The organism is Paucibacter sp. B51, from assembly GCF_027863535.1.
In the GTDB taxonomy this organism is placed as follows: domain Bacteria; phylum Pseudomonadota; class Gammaproteobacteria; order Burkholderiales; family Burkholderiaceae_C; genus Paucibacter_A; species Paucibacter_A aquatilis.
Map to the genome: position 1 here is coordinate 2,036,840 of NZ_JAPIVN010000001.1, position 18,763 is coordinate 2,055,602.

The window sequence follows — 18,763 nt, forward strand, 5'->3', positions numbered from 1 at the left end:
TAAGGGTTTCCACTAAATTTCAGGGGCGCCAACAAGAGCGTGCAGTTGAACAAGAGCCCCCGCGATGCCATCCCTCGCCTTGCAGTTTGTTGATTTGATGACCCTCCCGGGTCCAGCCCTCGCCCCCATCGGCCGAATGTGTTGATGGCCGACCGCGGCGGCGGGGCCGAGCTGCGCTGACCGTCGACGCGACGGCTGCAGCCGCGGCGCCCTCCGCCCGCCTCACAACCCCCCTCCGTTTGAAGCTCTGCAGCTGCCCGCCGGCAGCCCATGCAGGAGGCTTCACGACGCCCGTTTTCTCCGTGTGCCCCGCGCAGCGACCGATCGGCGCTGTCGCTGGCTTGGCTTCGCCTTGCCTCCTTTTGCTGCGCAGGTTTCACCTCGTTTCCATCCTTTCGCCGTCACCCATCATGTCTCTGAAGCCTTCTGTCCTGGCCGCCGCCCTGGCCGCGGTCTTTCTGCCGACCGCCCATTCGCAAACCACCGAGCCCGAGGGCGCCAAGCGCCTGGAACGCGTCACCGTCACCGGCTCCAACATCGTCAGCCTCAAGCGCGAGGGCGCCAACCCGGTGCAGGTGCTGAGCGCGGCCGACATCAAGGCCAGCGGCAAGACCAGCCTGCCCGAGGTGCTGCGCCTGATCGCCGCCAACAGCGGCAACAGCTTCAACGAGCAGTTCACCGGCAGCTTCTCCGCCGGCACGGCCGGCCTGTCCCTGCGTGGCCTGGGCCAGCAGAACACCCTGGTGCTGGTCAACGGCCGGCGCGTGGCGCCCTATGCCACGGCGCAGAACATGCAGGATGTGTTCACCGACCTGAACAGCCTGCCTCTGGCCGCCGTGCGCCGCATCGATGTGCTCAAGGACGGCGCCTCGTCCATCTACGGCTCGGACGCCATCGCCGGCGTGGTCAATATCGTGCTCTACGACGACTTCCAGGGCACCGAGGCCCGCGTGGGCCTGGGCCGTTCGACCGAGGGCACGGGCCAGAGCGAGCGCAGCTTCGAGCTGCGCCATGGCTTCGGCGATCTGGCGCGCGAAGGTTTCAACCTGACGCTGAGCTTCGACGCACTCAAGCGCGACCGCCTGGACCAGAGCCAAGTCGCCTGGCTGCGCGACAACGATTTCCGCGGCGAGCCCGGCGGCACCCTGGCCTGGGTGGCGACCAACTACCTCGGCAGCGATCCCACCAACAAGCTCGGCGGCGTGCAAGGCCCGCTGCAGCTGATCAACTACGGCGACCTGAGCCCCGGCAAGACCGGCACCGTGCTGGCCTACAACCCGGCGGCCTACAAGACCTTGATCCCCGGCGCCGAGCGCTACCACGGCTCGGCCCGTGCGACCTGGCGCCTGACGGAAGATGTCGAGGCCTATGCCGAGCTGCTGCTGGGCAGCTCGCGGGCCGATCTGATCTTCGGCGCGCCCCTGTCCGTCTCCAGCAGCCTGCGCGCCTGGAACGACAAGACCCAATCGCTGGACACCATCTCGGTCGCCCTGCCCAAGAACCACCCCAACTACCCGGCCAGCGGCTCGGCCGTGCTGAATGCCACCCTGTTCGACCTGGGCTCCCGCTTCAAGCAAGACGCCGTGCAGTTCCAGCGTGTGCTGACCGGCGCCCGCGGCACCACCGGCGCCTGGGATTGGGAGGCCTCCTTCACCCAGTCCAGCAGCCGCCTGCGCGAGACGGTGCAGAACTTTGGCAACCGCTATGAATTCGAGCGCGCGCTCAAGGCCGGCAGCTACAACTTTGCCGATCAGAGCCTGAACAGCGAGGCCCAGCGCCAGGCCCTGCGCATCTCCACCCTGCGCCCGGCCAGTGCCGAGCTGATCGCCCTGGACGCCAGCGCCTCGACCGAGCTGACCCGCCTGCCGGCCGGCCCCCTGGGCTTTGCGCTGGGTGTGCAGCTGCGCCGCGAGACCATGGATTCGCGCACCTCGGAGCAGGTGCTCAGCGGCACCGAGCTGCGACCGGCCATCAACATCATCCAGGGCGGCCGCACGGTAGGCGCGGCCTTTGCGGAATTCAATGTGCCCCTGCTCAAGAGCCTGAGCCTGAACCTGGCCGCCCGCGCTGACCGTTACAGCGATTTCGGCTCCGCCGTCTCGCCCAAGGCCAGCCTGCGCTACCAGCCGCTGGACAGCCTGGTGCTGCGGGCCAATGTCTCGCAAGGCTTCCGTGCGCCCTCGCTGCCCGAGATCACGCAGAGCACGGGCGTCAGCTACGGCTCGGTGATCGACCCGCGTGATCCGATCTCGCCCACCGTGGCCCGCGGCGTCACCAACCTGACCGCCGCCAACCCGAACCTGAAGCCCGAGCGGGCCAATAACTTCAACTTCGGTGTGGTGCTTTCGCCCGATGCACAAAGCCAGATCAGCGTCGACTACTTCAACATCCGCCAGAAGGACTTGATCGACACCGAGACGGCCGACTTCATCATCGCCAACGAGGCGCGCCTGCCCGGCCGCGTGCTGCGCGACGAGCAGGGTCGCATCGTCTCGCTGACCCGCCAGTTCAAGAACCAGGGCACGCGCCGCGTCTCGGGCTTCGACATCGAGGCCAGCCGCAGCTTCGCGCTCGGCGGCGCCGGCCGCCTCAAGCTCAAGACCCAGCTGAGCCGCCTGCTGCAGTTCACCCTGCCGCCGGCCGAAGGCGAGGCCGCCGTCAACGGCGCGGGCAGCAATGAGTTCGGCTCCCTGCCGGCCTGGCGCAGCAGCACCAGCGCTGTGTGGAGCCTGGGCGACTGGACCAGCACCCTGAGCTGGAACCGCGTCGGCAGCTACACCCAAACCTACCGCCCGCGGCCCGAGATCGCCGAGCGTGTGCGCGCCATCAACACCGTGGATCTGAATGTGGACTGGCAGCTCAGCCGCCAGCTGCAGGCCACGCTGACCCTGCAAAACCTCAGCGATGCCAAGCTGCCCTGGGATGCCTCAACCGGCAGCTACGACTACAGCCAGGGCGACCCGCGCGGCCGCTTCCTGAGCCTCAAGGCCAGCTACCGTTTCTGAGCTTCCGCTTCACAAAGACAAAAGCCCCGCATGCGGGGCTTTTTCATGGCGAGAGAAAAGGCGCTCAGCGCGCGTCCAGCTCGCGGTGGCGTTTGAGCACCGGCCCATGCTTGCCGAACAGGCGGGCCAAGGTCTCGACCAGATAGACCGAGCGGTGCTGGCCGCCGGTGCAGCCGATGGCCACGGTCAGATAACTGCGCTGATCGGCGGCAAAGTTGGGCAGCCAGCGGTTCAGGAACTCGCCGATCTGCTTGAACATCACCTGCACCTCGGGCTGGGCCTGCAGGAAATCAGCCACCGGCTTGTCGCGCCCGGTCAGCGGCCGCAGCTCGCGGTCGTAATAGGGGTTGGGCAGCACGCGCACATCGAACACAAAGTCGGCATCGCTGGGCACGCCATGCTTGAAGGCAAAGGACTCGAACACCAGGGTCAGCTTGTTGCTGGGCGCCAGCACCAGATCGCGCACCCAGGCGCGCAGCTGGGCGGGGCGCAGCTGGCTGGTGTCCAGCACGGTGGATTCCACGCGCAGGGCGGCGAGCATCTCGCGCTCCAGCTCGATGGCTTCCAGCAGGGCGCGGTGGCCGTTGTCCGAGCCACCGTGGCCGCCGCGGGTGCGCGATTCGCCGCCGTCCAGCTCGCCGAACTGGCTGGTCTCGTCGATGCGCAGAGGGTGCGGGCGGCGCGTTTCCGAGAAGCGCCGCATCAGGGTCTCGGTGTTGGCATCCAGAAAGATCGAGCGGATGGACACGCCCGAGGCGCGCAGCTGTTTGAACAGGGGCAGCAGCAGGGGCAGGGAGCCGGCGCTGCGCACATCGACCGCAATCGCCACGCGGCGCTCGCCGCGCTGGGCTTCGAGCTTGAGGAAGTCCAGCAGCAGCTCGGCCGGCAGGTTGTCCACGCAGAAGAACTCGGCATCTTCCAGCGCATGCATGGCCAGCGACTTACCGCCGCCGGACATGCCGGTCACCAGGACCACCGAGCTGGCTTCGGCTTGGGCGGCATCGTAGGGGGATGTCGTCGTGCTCATGAACGTGCTTTCTTGGCCTTGCCGGCGGAAGGAGAAGAGGGGGAAGAGAGAGAAGAAGGGCTCGTGTTCGCTGCGTCTAGGGCTGACAGGTCCAGCATCTCCTGGGCATGGGCCTGGGCGGCCGAGGAGAGGCGCTCGCCGCCCAGCATGCGGGCAATTTCGGCCACACGGGTTTCGCCCAGCACCGGCTGCACATCGCTGCAGGTCTGGCCGCCGCGCAAGGCCTTGGCCACCACCAGATGGTGGTCGGCGCAGGCCGCCACCTGGGGCAGGTGGGTGACGGCCAGCACCTGGCGGCTGCGGCCCAGCTGCTTCATCAGCCGGCCCACGGTCTCGGCCACGGCGCCGCCGACGCCGGCGTCGATTTCGTCAAAGATCAAGGTGCCCACGCCCGCGTTCACGCCCGTGCCGGTCTTCTGGCAGGTGGTGACGGCAATCGCCAGGGCGATGCGCGAGAGCTCGCCGCCCGAGGCCACCTTGGCCAGTGGCCGCGGTGCGCTGCCGGCATGGCCGGCCACCAGGAACTCGGCCGACTCCTGGCCGTAGCTCTGCGGCTGTTCCTGCGGCAGCAGGGCGATGTCGAACTGGCCACCGTTCATGCCCAGCAGCTGCATGGCGGCGGTGACGGCGCTGGCCAGGGCGGGGGCTGCTTTGGCGCGTGCCGCGCTGACGCGGCGGGCCTCGGCATCAAATGCCTTGCGGGCTGCGACCAGGCTGGCCTGCAGGGCGGCCAGGTCGGTGGCGGCGTCCAGCGCGGCCAGCTCCTCGCGCCACTGCGCATGCAGGGCCGGCAGCTCCTGCGGCGGGCGGCGGTAGCGGCGTGCCAGGGTCAGCCAGGCGGAGACGCGCTCGTCCAGCTCTTCCATGCGGCCGGGTTCACCATCGGCCTTGTGTAGATAGGCGCTGAGGGTGTGGCTGGCGTCCTGGATCTGGGCCTGGGCGCCGCGCAGGGCTTCCACGGCCGGGGCCAGGCGGGCGTCGTACTCGAGCACATCTTCCAGCCGGTCCAGCGCGTCGCCGGTCAGGCCTTCGGCCGTGCTGTCTTCGGCCTCGCTGAGCGCGTTCAGCGCGGCGCGCACCGCGTCGAGCAGCGATTGCGCATGCGAGAGCCGCTGGTGCTCGGCATTGAGTTCGTCCCACTCGTCGGCGCCCGGGGCCAGGCGGTCGATCTCGCCGATCTGCCAGGCCAGGCGTTCGCGCTCGCTGAGCAGCTCGTTCTGGCGCGTCTGCGCGGCGTCCAGCGCTTCGCTGGCGCGCTTCCAGTCGGCGAATGCGGCGGCCAGGGGGCGGGTGTCGAGGTCGGCGTACTGGTCCAGCAGCTCGCGCACCGAGGCCGGGCGGGTCAGGCCTTGCCAGGCGTGCTGGCCGTGGATGTCCAGCAGGCTGTCGGCCAGCTCGCGCAGCTGGCTCACGGTGGCGGCGCTGCCATTGATCCAGGCGCGGCTCTTGCCCTGGCTGTCGATCACGCGGCGCAGCAGCAGGCTGGCGCCCTCGGATTCAAAACCGGCTTCGTCCAGCCAGCCGCTCAGGTGCGCGGGGCAGTCAAACTCGGCCGAGATCTCGGCGCGCGCCGCGCCTTCGCGCACCACGCCGGCATCGCCGCGCTGGCCCAGGGCCAGCTGCAGCGCGTCGATCAGGATGGACTTGCCGGCTCCGGTCTCGCCGGTCAGCACCGAAAAGCCGGCGCCAAAATCGAGCTCCAGCTCGGGCACGATGACGAAGTCACGCAGACTCAGGCGTCGCAACATGGTTCAGCTCACCCCTTCGTACCAGCGCAGCTTGCGGCGCAGGGTGGCGTAATAGCTCCAGCCCTTGGGGTGCAGGAAGCAGACCTGGTGGGCCGAGCGGCGCACAGTGATGCGGTCGCCGTGCAGCAGGCTGGCCAGGCTTTGCATATCGAAATTGACGCTGGCATCGCGCCCGGCCACGATCTCCATGCGCACCTCGCCGGTGTCCGGCAGCACGATGGGCCGGTTGGACAGGGTGTGCGAGGCGATCGGCACCAGCAGCCAGCCGCCGATGCTGGGGTGCATGATGGGGCCGCCGGCCGAGAGGGCGTAGGCGGTGGAGCCGGTGGGCGAGGCGACGATCACACCGTCGGCCCGCATATTGGCCACGAACTCGTCGCCCACATCGATGCGCAGCTCCACCATGCTGGCGGTGGCGCCGCGGCTGACCACCACATCGTTCAAGGCCAGGCCGTCGAAGATGCTCTCGCCATCGCGCCAGACCGAGCCTTCCAGCATGGAGCGCTTTTCGGTCTCGAAATCGCCGTCCAGAATCGGCGCCAGCGCTTCCTGAAACTTCTCCAGCGAGATGTCGGTGATGAAGCCCAGGCGGCCCTGGTTGATGCCCACCAGCGGGATGCCATGCGGCGCCATCTCGCGCGCGAAACCGAGCATGGTGCCGTCACCGCCGACGACGATGGCCAGGTCGCAGCGCGAGCCCAGCTCCTCGGTCGTCAAGGCCTCGAAGGCCGTCATGCCGGTGTTGAGGGCGGTCTCGCTTTCGAGGGAAACATCGAGGCCTTGCCGCATCAGAAAATCGGCAATCTCCTCCAGAATCGGGCGTATGCCGCGGGCCTGGTGTTTGCCGACGATTGCCACATGTTGGAAACGTTTGGCCATAGCGAAGAATTACACCACAGCACTATGTCAGTCCGCTGAAGGCGGGCGCCAGTCCCTACAATGCCGCCATGCTCGACGAGCGATCCAAATCCCTGCTGAAAACCCTGGTCGAACGCTATATCGCGGACGGCCAACCTGTCGGTTCCCGCACCCTGTCCAAAGCCTCGGGCCTGGAGCTGAGTCCTGCCACCATCCGCAATGTGATGGCCGATCTGGAAGAGCTGGGCCTGATCGCCAGCCCTCACACCAGCGCCGGCCGCATCCCCACGGCGCGCGGCTACCGGCTCTTTGTCGACACCATGCTGACCGCCCAGCCCGGCCTGGTGGTGCCCGATGACCGGCCGATCGAGGCCCAGATCCAGCCCGACCAGCCCCAGCGTGTGATTGCCAGCGCCGCGCATCTGCTGTCCAGCCTGTCCAATTTCGTCGGCGTGGTCACCGCGCCGCGCAAGCCGAGTGTCTTCCACCACATCGAGTTCCTGCGCCTGGGCGAGCGCCGCGTGCTGGTCATCATGGTCTCGCCCGATGGCGATGTGCAGAACCGCGTCATCTTCACCGCCCAAGACCACAGCCAGGCCGAGCTGGCCGAGGCCAGCAACCGCCTGAACGCCAGCTACGCCGGCCTGAGCCTCGAGGCCGTGCGCGAGCGCCTCAAGAGCGAGGTGGACCAGCTGCGCAGCGAAATCTCCGGCCTGATGAGCGCAGCGGTCCAGGTGGGCAGCGAAGCCATGGCCGACGAGCAGGAGCGCGTCATCATCTCCGGCGAGCGCAATCTGCTCACCGTGCAGGACTTCTCCAACGATATGGGCAGCCTGCGCCGCCTGTTCGATATGTTCGAGCAAAAGACGCAGCTCATGCGCCTGCTCGACGTCTCCAGCCGCGCCGAAGGCGTGCGCATCTACATCGGCGGTGAGAGCCAGGTCGTGCCCTTCGAAGAGCTGTCCATCGTCTCCTCGCCCTACGAAGTCAATGGCCAGGTCGTCGGCACCCTGGGCGTCATCGGCCCCACCCGCATGGCCTACGACCGTATGATCCAGATCGTGGACATCACCTCGCGGATGGTGAGTCAGGCGCTGTCGCAGAAGTGAGGGGCGGGGCGCCGCTGGCGCGGTGAATGGGTGAACAGGTGAACGGGTGAACGGGTGAACACCTGCGGGACAGGTTGCTCCGCGATTCGCGCGCCCCTCGGGCCCCCAGCCCTCGCCCGCAGCGCCCCTATACAATCGCGGGCTTCGCCGGTGCAAGGCCGGCGATTTTTCTTCTTCTCCAAGGGTCTCAAGTCCCCCGGGGGCCGTTAGCTCAGTTGGTTAGAGCAGGGGACTCATAATCCCTTGGTCACAGGTTCAAGTCCTGTACGGCCTACCAGTCATCCCCTCCAAGCCACACCCATTTCGCGGTGCGCGGTCGAGGTTGGCAGCCGTTTGCCGCACTCTTTGCCTCACTTTTCCAGGAATCACCGGGTCAGGGGTGGCTGGATGTTTTTTGCAATCTCCCTTTCGTAAAAAGGCCCGCAGTTGCGGGCGTGAAGGCACGGCGTGAAGCCGTGCGAGATGACGAATCGGGAACTCTGAGGGCCCGGAGTGGGTCAGCGCTGAGGTGAGTTTGTCGGAGTGGGCTTGGCGCGGCGGCGGCTGACGACGCCCAGCCAGCCGAGGCCGCCCAAGGTCAGCACCCAGCTCTCCGGCTCCGGCACGCTGGACACCAAGGTCATTTGGTAGGCATGGACCTGGCCGTTGTGGACGGCGGTGCCGACGATGCTGCCGTTGTCGGCGATGGCCATGGCGGAGGCGCTGGTGTTGGTGCTGAAGTCCCAATCGCTGCCGGCGGGCAGCAGGCTTTGGATGGTGTAAGTCGTGCCGTCGGCGTAGAGGAAGGGGATGGAGAACTCGCCGCCGGCGTTGCCGACCACCCAGCCTTTGTCGTTGACGCCGCTGCCCGAGCCGTTGGAGGTGTTGGGTGGCAAGTTGATGGCTTTCATTCCTTGGCTGGCCGACCAGATGAAGGGGCTGCCGTCGCTGCTGTAGATGCTGCTGGAGCCGACCACATAGCCGTTGTTGCTGACGCCGAAATTGATGGCCGAGTTGTGGCCGGGCAGGGCGCCGAGGCTGCTCATCTCGCCGGTGGCCGAGTTGTAGACCATGCCGACGATGAGAGCGAGATCGCTGGGATCGGTGCCGATGCCCACCACCAGGCCGGCGTCGTTGACGCCAAAGGCCTCGGTCATGAAACTGCCGTTGGCCGTGGTGGCGTTGATGATCTGGCTGCTGCCGGTGGCGGCATTGAAGAGCACGGCGCGGTCGCCGTCCTGCGAGCCGGCGCGGCCGACGATGAGGCCGCTGTTGTTGACGGCGTTCGCGGCACCCCAGCCATAGCCCTCGGGCAGGGCCAGGGCTGTGACGCTGCCGTTCGGGTTCCACATCACCGGCAGGGGCGCGGTGCCGAACCAGGTGGTGGCCGACACGCCGACCGTGAGGCCGGCGTTGTTGACACCGTGGGCGGTGGCGAACTGGCGGCCGTCGATATTGCCCAGCGCCTGCATGCCGCCCTGAGCGCTCCAGCGATAGGCCAGGTCGTGGCTGTCGGACGAGCGGCCGACCACAAAGCTGCCATTGCGCGAGCTGCCAAAGGCCTGCGAGAACTCGCCATTGCCGATGACGCCAAGGTCGACGATGGTGTAGCTGGGCGCGTCTGCATGTGCGCCGCTGGCGAAGGCCGCCGCGGCGCTGAGGGCCAGTGCCTGGATCAGAAGGCGGTGCTTGCGGTTCGAGGGGGTGGGTGTGTTGGTATTCATGCGGCGTGGGCTGTGCTGAAAGAGAAAGGTGAAAAAACCAGGGGCCAGATAAGCAGATGAAGGCCACCCGATACCGCGATGCGGCGGCGTTAGGGCTGGCGAACGGTTTTCACCATAGCAGCGCAATCTGGGCGCTGAAACCGGGTTTGGCCGCAGCGCCGCGCAGATTGACGATGGCGGGACAGGCCTGACGATTTCGGGTCAGTGGGCGGGGGCCTGCGTCAGGCGGGGCTGAATCAGCGGCTCTCGCTCGGCCGCTCGCCAAAGCGGCGCAAGTAAGCCTGGCTGAACTTGCCGGCGCTTTGAAAACCCCAGCGCTGCGCCAGCTCAGCAACGCGGCCGGCCTGACCCTGGCGCAACTCGGCGCGGGCGCGGTCCAGGCGCAGCTGGCGCAGGTAGGCCATGGGAGTGAGGCCCAGATGCTCGTTGAAATGGCGCAGCAGGCTGCTGACGCTGACGCAGGCGGCTGCGGCGATATCGCTCAGCAGGATCTCGCTCTGGGCATGGGCGTCGAGGTAGTCCAGCGCGCGGCTCAGGCTGCGCGGCAGCAGGGGCTCCTCGCGGCGCTTGTGCTGGGCCGCGGGGCCGAGTGCGGTCTGCTCATGCAGCAAGCTCAGCCCCATCATCTCCACCCAGCGCTCGATCAGCAGGGGCGGCATGGCGCCATCGCCCTGCTGCAGCAGGCCGCTGGCTTGCCGCGCCATGAAGTGCAGCTTCTGCGCCAGGCCGGGGGCGAGCTTGGGCTGCAAGCGTGCAGGCGGCGCCTCTGCGCCCGGCACGGCCCACAGGGCGGAGCCCAGGCGCAGCAGGGGCTCGCGCGGCAGGGCGATCTCCACAAAATGCGAATCGGCCGCGAATTGGGCGCGCTCCACCTCGGCCGGGTTGAAGACCAGGCCCTCACCGGCACGCGCCAGGCATTCGCCCTCGTTCACCATCTGCAGGCGCACCGAGCCGGACAGCACCAGGCCCACCAGCAGATGCGGCGCGCGATCAGCTGGCGCGCTGCTGTCCTGAGAACGCACGTTCAGGACAAAGCTGTTGCGTGATTCGGTCAGAAACAGCTGGGGCGCCGCGCCGGCCTGCAGGGCGCTCGGCGCCTGCACCAGCTCCAAGTTCAGGCGCGCGGCCCGGTCCCGGCCCCAGGAAGCAATCTCGCGATGCGCCGAGGGCGCGCGGGCGTTCAGCTCGGCGAAATAGTGTTCGATGCCCTGGCGCGAGGCGAACTGGACGGAGCGCAGCACCGGCGGTCGGGGCGGTGGTGGTGTTGCCAACTTGCGCGAGGTCTGGCCTCGGGCGGCCGAGGGTTGCGATGCATCATTCATGCCGAAAGAGTCGTGCTCTGAGCCGGGATCCGCCTGCATCGGCGGGCAGAGGGTTCGGTCCAGTATGAAGCAGCGCAGCCGGTGCACCCTCCCGGCATAACCCGCAGATGCGCGGTGTGCGCCCGCGAGGGGCAGCTGGGGGGGGCTGGCCCTAGACTCCGCATCTATGTCTCTTGTGTCCCCCTTTGATCTGGAGCCCGCTCTGGATCTGCTGCTCGCTGACCATGCGGTCGCCCGCCTGCGCGCGGCCTGTCTGCTGACGGACACCGCCAACACACGGCCGCGCCTGGACCGAGGTGAGCCGCGCATCGAGCGCTGCGCGCGCTGCCGCCTGATCCCCAGCCACTGCATGTGCCATCTGCGGCCGGTGCTGAGCGTGCCGCCGCAAGGCCATCGGCCGGCGGCGGTGTGCCTGATCATGGCGCCTTTCGAGGCGCTCAAACCCAGCAACACCGGCTGGTTGATTGCCGACGTGCTGTCCGAGACGCAGGCTTTCGTCTGGTCGCGCGTGCAGGTGGAGCCAGGCTTGCTGGCGCTGCTGGCCGATCCGCAGTGGCAGCCCTTTGTGGTCTTTCCGGGCGAGTTTGCCGATCCGGGGCGTGAGGTGGTGACCGAGCTGGCACCGATCCAGGCTGATCCCTCCCAGCCGCCTGAAGGTCGGGTCAAGCGCCCGCTTTTTATCCTGCTCGACGGCACCTGGTCGGAGGCACGCAAGATGTTCCGCAAAAGCCCCTACCTGGCCCGTCTGCCGGTGCTGAGCCTGCAGCCCGAGCAACTCTCGCGTTACCGCCTGCGCCGATCGCACCACGAGCACCATTTCTGCACCTCGGAAGTGGCCGCCCTGTGCCTGGCCCTGGCCGGCGATGAGACGGCGGCGCAGACGCTGGAGGCGTATCTCGATGTCTTCAGCAGCCGCTACCTGCGCGCCAAGCAAAGCCTGCCGGCGGATGAGGGCGATGAGGGGCACCAGCGATTGCGGGTGTTGGCTGCGGAGCAGGCGGGCCGAGCCTGAAGAACCCGGCACAGCCGACAAAGGCCACAAACCCGACAATGCCGCATGGCCCTGCAACTCCGCACCAAATTCATCCTCCTCGCCGTCCTGCCCCTGGTGGCCAGCCTCTTGCTGATCGCGCTGGCGGTGCGGCATCAGGAGCGGGAGCTGGTGCAGCGCGAACATGCGCTGGTGGAGCGGGCGTATATGGAGGCGCGGCGGGCGGAGTTGAAGTCCTATGTGGCGCTGGCGGTCAGCACGGTGAAGCCGCTGTATGAAGCGCCGGGGGACCCGCTGGCCCAGCGGGCCCAGGCGCTGAAGCTGCTGGCCTCGCTGGACTATGGGCCGGACGGTTACTTCTTCGTCTACGACCTGGACGGCAACTCCCTGATGCACTCGCGCCAGCCCGAGTTGGTGGGCCGCAATTTGTGGGACATGCGCGATCCCCAGGGCCGGCCGACCATCCAGGAGCTGATCGCGCAGGCGCGTCAGGGCGGCGGCTTTGTCGACTACCTCTGGCGCCGGCCCTCCAACGGCCAGGTCGAGGCCAAGCTCGGTTATGTGGTGCCGCTGGAGCGCTGGGGCTGGATGATTGGCACGGGGCTCTACCTCGGCGACCTGCACGCCACCATGGAGCAGCTGGACGCCCAGGCCAGCAGCAATATCGCCACCACCTTGCTGTGGATTGCCGGCATCGCTGTTTTCGGCGTGGCCTTGATCAGCAGCACGGGGCTCTTGCTCAACGTCAGTGAGCAGCGCGTGGCCGATGCCAAACTGCGCTTGCTGGCCCACCAGGTGGTGCAGTCGCAAGAGGATGAGCGCGCCCATCTGGCGCGCGAGCTGCACGACGGCACCAGCCAGACCCTGGTGGCGACCAAGCTGCTGGTCGAGTCGGCCGTCGACGCGCTGGAGGCCGGGCGGCCGCTGCCGGCGCGGGTGCTGGCCACGGCACTGGAGCGGCTCAAGACCTGCCTGGACGAGGTGCGGCGCATCTCGCACCGCCTGCGCCCGGCCATGCTGGATGACAGCCTGGGCTTGCCGGCTGCGCTGCAAACCCTGGGCCGTGAGTTTGAGGACGATGGCGGCGCGGGTTCGGTGGCGGTCAGCGTGCAGGGCGAGCCGGTGGAGCTGCCCGAGTTGGTCAAGACCGTGCTGTTCCGCGTGGCGCAAGAGGCGCTGACCAATGCGGCCAAGCATGCGGCGGCCGCGCATCTGCAGCTGGATTTGAGCTTCGAGGCCGGCCGGGTGCGGCTGCAGATCAGCGATGATGGCGCCGGTTTCGATGAAGCCGCCGTGCAAGAGCATCCGCGCCAGGGCATCGGCCTGCGCAATATGCGCGAGCGCCTGGCCTCCATCGGCGGGCGCTTGCAGATCCGCTCGCAGCCCGGCGCGGGCACCGAGGTCTGGGCCGAGGTGCCGCTGTCTCTGAACCCTGCCGCTTCCATGGCCTCCGCATGAACTCAGTTTTCGCTTCCGCCCCGATCCGCATTGCCCTGGTGGACGACCACCCGCTGGTGCGCGACGGCCTGCGTTTGCGCCTGGGCGCGGTGCCGGAGTTTGCGGTGGTGGGCGAGGCCGGCGATGCGCGCGAGGCCCTGGCCTTGTTGGCGCACACGGCGGTGGACATCGTGCTGATGGATGTGGGCATGAAGGAGGTCAACGGCATCGAGTTGGCCGCCGACTTGCTGCAGCGCCAGCCGGGCCTGCGCGTGCTGATGCTCAGCATGTACGACAACCCCGAGTATGTGCAGCGCGCCCTGCAGGCTGGCGCCCAGGGCTATGTGCTCAAGGACGCGCCGGCCAGCGAGATCGTGGCCGCCATCCAGGCCGTGGCGGGTGGGGGCACGTTTTTGAGCCCGGCGGTGTCGCGCCGCCTGTTCCGCGCCCAGACGCCTCGCCCCTTGCTCTCGCCGCGCGAGAGCGAGGTACTGGCCGCGCTGGGCCGCGGCGAGTCGAGCAAGCAGATCGCCGCTGCCATGGACCTGAGCGTGCGCACGGTGGAAGCGCATCGGCAGAACATCAAGCGCAAGCTCAATCTCGAGGGACAGGCGGAGTTGATCAAGTATGCCGTCGAGCATTCAGGGCAGGCGTGAACAGGTGAACAGGTGAACAGGTGAACAGGTGAACAGGTGAACAGGTGAACAGGTGAACAGGTGAACAGGTGAACGGTTGAGCGTGCGAGTTGAATCCTGGTGCTTCAAACCAGATCATCAGGGTTGACCCTTAAGTGATGCCACGCGCCGCCGCGCGTGGTCTGACGGATGCGCGCGGCCGGCCGCTGGCCGAGACTGCGGCCACGCAGCGGTCCCCCTCGTTTTTCCTCTCTCGTTCCCACAGCCAAGACCGCGCGGATCAGGAGACAAAACTCATGTCCTCGAACATCAGGCGCCACCTCGGGTGGCTTCTGGTCGCGGTGCTGGGCGCTTTTGCGCTGGCCACCGTGGCCCTGGGCCGCGGCGAAGCGGTCAGTGCTCTGTGGGTGGTGGTGGCCGCAATCTGCGTCTACCTGATCGCCTACCGCTACTACAGCCTCTTCATCGCCAGCCGCGTGCTGGAGCTGGACCCGCGGCGCCAAACGCCCGCCTGGCGGCACAACGACGGTCTGGACTATGTGCCGACCAACCAGTACGTGCTCTACGGCCACCACTTCGCCGCCATCGCCGGCGCCGGCCCCCTGGTCGGCCCGGTGCTGGCCGCGCAGATGGGCTATCTGCCTGGTCTGCTGTGGCTGCTGGCCGGTGTGGTGTTTGCCGGTGCGGTGCAGGACTTCATCGTCCTCTTCATCAGCACCCGCCGCGACGGCCGCTCGCTGGGCGATCTGGTCAAGCAGGAGATGGGATTGGTGCCGGGTCTGATCGCGCTGTTCGGCGCCTTCATGATCATGATCATCATCCTGGCCGTGCTGGCGCTGATCGTGGTCAAGGCCCTGGCGCATTCGCCCTGGGGCACCTTCACCGTGGCGGCCACCATCCCGGTGGCGTTGTTCATGGGCGTGTACTTGCGCTACCTGCGCCCGGGCCGCATCGGCGAGATTTCCATCATCGGCTTTGTGCTGCTGATGCTGTCCATCGTCGGCGGCCAGTGGGTGCATGAGAGCCCGGTCTGGGGCCCGATGTTCACCTTCGAAGGAACCACGCTGACCTGGATGCTGATCGGCTACGGTTTCGTTGCTGCCTCCATCCCCGTGTGGCTGCTGCTGGCCCCGCGTGACTACCTCTCGACCTTCCTGAAGATCGGCACCATCGTGGCCCTGGCCATCGGCATCGTCTTCGTCGCACCGACGCTGCAGATGCCGGCCATCACCCAGTTCGCCGCCGGCAATGGCCCCGTCTGGTCGGGTGATCTCTTCCCCTTCCTGTTCATCACCATCGCCTGCGGCGCCGTCTCGGGCTTCCATGCGCTGATCTCTTCGGGCACCACGCCCAAGATGCTGGAGAACGAAACCCACGCGCGCTTCATCGGCTACGGCGGCATGCTGGCCGAAAGCTTTGTGGCGGTGATGGCCCTGGTGGCCGCCTCCTGCATCGAGCCGGGCGTCTACTTCGCCATGAACAGCCCGGCCGCCCTGGTGGGCAAGACGCCCGAGGCCGTGGCCGCCACGCTCTCGACCTGGGGCTTTGTCATCACGCCCGAGATGCTGATCCAGACCGCCAAGGACGTGGGCGAGAACACCATCCTGGCGCGCGCCGGCGGTGCACCGACCCTGGCCGTGGGCATGGCGCAGATCCTGCACCAGGCCATCGGCGGCAAGGCCATGATGGCCTTCTGGTACCACTTCGCCATCCTGTTCGAGGCGCTCTTCATCCTGACCGCCGTGGACGCCGGCACCCGCGCCGGCCGCTTCATGCTGCAAGACTTGTTGGGCAGCTTTGTGCCCGCCCTCAAGCGCACCGATTCGCTGCCCGCCAACCTGATCGCCACTGCGCTGTGCGTGGCGGCTTGGGGGTACTTCCTCTACCAGGGCGTGGTCGATCCGCTGGGCGGCATCAACACCTTGTGGCCGCTGTTCGGCATCGCCAACCAGATGCTGGCCGCCGTGGCCTTGATGCTGGGCACCGTGGTGCTGTTCAAGATGAAGAAGCAGCGCTATGCCTGGGTGACGGCCCTGCCAGCCCTGTGGCTGCTGATCTGCACCATGACCGCCGGCTGGCTGAAGATTTTCTCGTCCGACGCCAAGGTGGGCTTCCTGGCGCACGCCAGCAAGTACAGCCAAGCCCTGGCCGAAGGCCAGCTGCTGGCCCCGGCCAAGACACCCGAGGCCATGAGCCGTGTGGTCTTCAACGACCGCCTGGACGCCGCCCTGTGCGTGCTCTTCATGTTCGTGGTGGTCAGCGTGCTGATCTACAGCGTGCGCGCCATCCTGGCCGCGCGGGCCTCGGCCAAGCCCACGGCCCAGGAAACGCCCTTTGTGGCTTTGTCGGCTGCCGCTGCGGCACGCTGAGTGTCAAGCCATGGCTGCTGCTGACGATGTGATCGAACAGGCGCGCGAACTGCGCCAGCGTGTCGGCCAAGCCGGCCGCTACCTGGCCCAGGGCCTGCGCCTGATGGTCGGCTTCCCCGACTTCGACACCTACCGCGAACACATGGCCCGCACCCACCCCGACCAGCCGGCCATGACCTACGAGCAGTTCTTTCGCGAGCGCCAGGCCGCTCGTTACGGCGGGGCGGATGGGCGGATGAGCCGCTGCTGCTGACCCGGCGGGCGGCTGCCGGCACATTGCCCACCTCCGTAGGGTTTGTCGTTCTCGCTGCGGTGGCTCGCCCCGTCGCCGGGCTCATGGTTCGCGGGTCGGCTCGGGCGAGCCGACTCCCCTCGATGCTCACTCCGCGGCTCAGCGGCGCCAAACTCCCTCCGTTCGCTGCGCTCACTGTGGTCAAACAGTGGCGCCGATTCAGTTCTTGAAGCGCGCGGTTACGCGCGCCTGAGCCGCTCCGTTGCGCCCTCGGCCGCGCACAAATCGCCCGTCGGCGGGCCGAGCCCCCTCCGGAGGTGGCGTTCTCTACCGTCGAAGGGCACATCGCCCGCGATGCAAGCGCCCTGCAGCCCGCGCCGCTGCCGGGCGATTTGTGCCGGGCCGAGCAGCGCAGCGCCTCGGGGCGCGCGCGTACACGCGCGCTTTGAGGTCTGACTTGGCGCTTCTGTCTGAACGAAGCGAACGCAGGGAGCGAAGTGAGTTATGCGCCAGCCCCGAGGCGCGAGCAGCGCAGGGAAGTCGGCCCGAGAGGGCCGACCCCGGAACCATGAGCCCGGTGGCGGCGCGGGCTGCAGGGCCTCACGAGCAAAACCAAAGGCGGTTTCGTGCAGTTTGTAGCCGTCGCCCTCAGACCTTCTTGCTGTTGAAGGCCTGCGTCACCAACTGCTCCAACGCGCCTGCGTCCACATCGGCCAGCCGCTTCAGGTAGACGCAGCCTTTGCCGCGCTTGAGCTTGCCCAGCGCTTCCAGCAAGGGCTCGGCCTCGTCAAACCCTGTCAGGCCGTAGAGCGCGATGTCCGCCGACCGGGAGGCAAAGCCCACGGCGCAAATTTCCCCGGTCTTGCCGCCCGCCAGCGGGTAGCGGTGCAAGCCGAAACCGACGATGGCGCTGCCCCACATCACCGCGGGCTGGCCGGTGGCGCGCTGCATCAAGTCGGCCAGCGCGAGGCAGTCAGCGCGGCGGGTGGTATCGGCAATCGCGTTCAGGTAGGCGGCCACATCGGCGGCTGTGGCTTGGGTTTTGTTGGCGGGCATCGCTCAGGGCTTTCAAGTCTCGGTCGTGGGAGATGGTGAGGGGCAGGCCAGCGTCGGCTTCTTTCAGGGCAGCCGGTCGTCAGCCTCCTCGTTCAATCGCATGAAGGTGCCTGCAGCATCGAACTTCAGGCCGAGCTGGCCGATCCAGACAAACCCCTCCTTCTCAAAAGGCTCGCTCTCGGGCACGGGCTGTCGCGCAGCCTCGATCAGGGCCTGTCGGGTGTACGAACCCTTGGCCATCGTTCGAACCAGGGCCCTGGTTTGCGCCAGCGCCTGGCGAGTTTCTGCTGCAGAGATTTCGGTATAGCTGCGGGTGATGCCGGCGTCGATCGCTTGATACGCCCACCAGGCGTTGGATCCGATCAGGGCGGCGATGAGCGCAAGGACGAGGTGGCGAGGGTGTCGCATGGGCAAGAGGCTCCTGTTGTGAGGAGGGGTGAGCGCATTCATCGGAATTGTGCGGTCGCGGCCAGCGCTCTCGACCTCCCGCCGCGTTCCCGGAGAATGAGTGCGCCCCACTTCTTGCGAATGCTCCATGTTGTCCCCCGATCCATCCCAGGCTGTCTATCGCGCCCACGGCCTTAGCCTCGCCCATCCCGACCCCGGCCAGCCGCCCCTGATCCAGGACCTGAGTTTCGAGCTGCGGCCGGGCCTGAGCCTGCTGCGCGGCGGCGATGGCCGAGGCAAGACGCGCTGCTTGCGCTTGATCGCGGGGCGGCTGGGTGCGCCGCTCGCGGGCCAGATCGAATGCAGCTTGGCTCCTGCAGACATCTTTTTCGAGGACCCGACCGACCCGGCGCTGGACGCCCAACTGGCCTCGGCGTGGCTGAGCGGCCTACGCCAGCGCTATGCCGACTGGCGCGCCGACCTGGAGCCGGCCCTGGTCGAGGGCTTTGCTCTGGCGCCGCATCTGGACAAGCCGCTCTACATGCTTTCCGCCGGCAGCCGGCGCAAGCTGGGCTTGCTGGCGGCCGCTGTTTGCGGCGCGCGCCTGACCCTGCTGGACACGCCGTTTGCCGCCCTCGACGGGCGCTCCATCCGCCTGCTGGGCGAGCTGCTGCAAGAGGCCGCAGCGCAGCGCGAGCGTGCCTGGCTGCTGGCCGACTACGAGCGGCTGGCCTGTCTTCAAGGCATATCGCTTCAGACCGAGATCGATCTCGGCGACTGAAACGATCCGCAGCGCGCCACTATTCACGCGGCACCTGGGGATGGCCGGCCGGCTCGTGAGCCCCTAGCGTCTGACTCGCCCCGCAGCGTCGCGGGAGTTCAGC

At 67.7% G+C, this 18,763-nt stretch carries 15 protein-coding genes and 1 tRNA gene; 9 read left to right on the forward strand and 7 right to left on the reverse strand.

Features of this window, described 5'->3' with window-relative positions; genetic code table 11:
- Positions 1–410: 410 nt before the first annotated feature.
- The gene (locus tag OOB33_RS08680; protein ID WP_271008381.1) at positions 411–3,005 is read left to right on the forward strand and encodes a TonB-dependent receptor; all 2,595 of its coding nucleotides are present in this window, start codon (positions 411–413) and stop codon (positions 3,003–3,005) included.
- A gap of 64 nt (positions 3,006–3,069) precedes the next feature.
- Here OOB33_RS08680 and rapZ read toward each other — a convergent pair whose 3' ends face one another.
- Genes rapZ through OOB33_RS08695 form a run of 3 tightly spaced genes read right to left on the reverse strand, consistent with a single transcriptional unit; the run spans position 3,070 to position 6,659 of the window.
- Positions 3,070–4,032 carry an RNase adapter RapZ gene (gene rapZ, locus OOB33_RS08685; protein WP_102767966.1) on the reverse strand — a complete coding sequence of 321 codons (963 nt, stop codon included), beginning with the start codon at positions 4,030–4,032 and terminating at the stop codon, positions 3,070–3,072.
- Complete coding sequence (gene recN / locus OOB33_RS08690) at positions 4,029–5,780, reverse strand: DNA repair protein RecN (protein WP_271008382.1); 1,752 nt, start codon at positions 5,778–5,780, stop codon at positions 4,029–4,031. The genes rapZ and recN overlap by 4 nt, the downstream gene beginning before the upstream one ends.
- 3 nt (positions 5,781–5,783) lie before the next feature.
- On the reverse strand, positions 5,784–6,659 hold the full coding sequence (locus OOB33_RS08695) for an NAD kinase (protein WP_102767964.1): 876 nt from the start codon (positions 6,657–6,659) through the stop codon (positions 5,784–5,786).
- Between the two features lie 68 nt (positions 6,660–6,727).
- On the opposite strand from OOB33_RS08695, the gene hrcA reads away from it, so the two are divergent.
- Positions 6,728–7,747 carry a heat-inducible transcriptional repressor HrcA gene (gene hrcA / locus OOB33_RS08700; protein ID WP_102767963.1) on the forward strand — a complete coding sequence of 340 codons (1,020 nt, stop codon included), beginning with the start codon at positions 6,728–6,730 and terminating at the stop codon, positions 7,745–7,747.
- A gap of 200 nt (positions 7,748–7,947) precedes the next feature.
- Positions 7,948–8,024: transfer RNA gene (locus OOB33_RS08705), tRNA-Ile, on the forward strand.
- Positions 8,025–8,244: 220 nt separating this feature from the next.
- Here the strand turns inward: OOB33_RS08705 and OOB33_RS08710 are convergent.
- Positions 8,245–9,450, reverse strand: a complete 1,206-nt coding sequence (locus OOB33_RS08710; protein WP_271008383.1) for a PEP-CTERM sorting domain-containing protein — start codon at positions 9,448–9,450, stop codon at positions 8,245–8,247.
- A 236-nt stretch (positions 9,451–9,686) separates the two neighbouring features.
- Positions 9,687–10,772 carry a helix-turn-helix transcriptional regulator gene (locus OOB33_RS08715; protein ID WP_271008384.1) on the reverse strand — a complete coding sequence of 362 codons (1,086 nt, stop codon included), beginning with the start codon at positions 10,770–10,772 and terminating at the stop codon, positions 9,687–9,689.
- 166 nt (positions 10,773–10,938) lie between these two features.
- Here OOB33_RS08715 and OOB33_RS08720 point away from each other — a divergent pair, with 166 nt between their 5' ends.
- The 5 genes from OOB33_RS08720 (at position 10,939) to OOB33_RS08740 (ending at position 16,457) form a co-directional block, all read left to right on the forward strand.
- The gene (locus OOB33_RS08720; protein WP_271008385.1) at positions 10,939–11,784 is read left to right on the forward strand and encodes a tRNA-uridine aminocarboxypropyltransferase; all 846 of its coding nucleotides are present in this window, start codon (positions 10,939–10,941) and stop codon (positions 11,782–11,784) included.
- A gap of 45 nt (positions 11,785–11,829) precedes the next feature.
- A complete protein-coding gene (locus tag OOB33_RS08725; protein ID WP_333780322.1) occupies positions 11,830–13,221 on the forward strand; it encodes a cache domain-containing protein in 1,392 nt (463 codons plus the stop codon).
- Positions 13,218–13,856, forward strand: coding sequence for a response regulator (locus tag OOB33_RS08730; protein ID WP_271008386.1), 639 nt, complete (start codon positions 13,218–13,220; stop codon positions 13,854–13,856). Before OOB33_RS08725 ends, OOB33_RS08730 begins: the two co-directional genes overlap by 4 nt.
- A gap of 275 nt (positions 13,857–14,131) precedes the next feature.
- Positions 14,132–16,204, forward strand: a complete 2,073-nt coding sequence (locus OOB33_RS08735; protein ID WP_271008387.1) for a carbon starvation CstA family protein — start codon at positions 14,132–14,134, stop codon at positions 16,202–16,204.
- Positions 16,205–16,253: 49 nt separating this feature from the next.
- Positions 16,254–16,457 carry a YbdD/YjiX family protein gene (locus OOB33_RS08740; RefSeq protein ID WP_102769604.1) on the forward strand — a complete coding sequence of 68 codons (204 nt, stop codon included), beginning with the start codon at positions 16,254–16,256 and terminating at the stop codon, positions 16,455–16,457.
- A 627-nt stretch (positions 16,458–17,084) separates the two neighbouring features.
- On the opposite strand, the gene OOB33_RS08745 is transcribed toward OOB33_RS08740, so the two are convergent.
- Complete coding sequence (locus OOB33_RS08745; protein ID WP_271008388.1) at positions 17,085–17,492, reverse strand: DUF1801 domain-containing protein; 408 nt, start codon at positions 17,490–17,492, stop codon at positions 17,085–17,087.
- A 63-nt stretch (positions 17,493–17,555) separates the two neighbouring features.
- Positions 17,556–18,029 (reverse strand): hypothetical protein, encoded by a 474-nt coding sequence (locus tag OOB33_RS08750; protein ID WP_271008389.1) that lies wholly within the window; start codon positions 18,027–18,029, stop codon positions 17,556–17,558.
- On the opposite strand from OOB33_RS08750, the gene OOB33_RS08755 reads away from it, so the two are divergent.
- Positions 18,028–18,660: an ABC transporter ATP-binding protein gene (locus OOB33_RS08755; protein ID WP_243392773.1), complete on the forward strand. Its 633-nt coding sequence runs from the start codon at positions 18,028–18,030 to the stop codon at positions 18,658–18,660. The genes OOB33_RS08750 and OOB33_RS08755 overlap by 2 nt on opposite strands.
- Positions 18,661–18,763 lie beyond the last annotated feature (103 nt).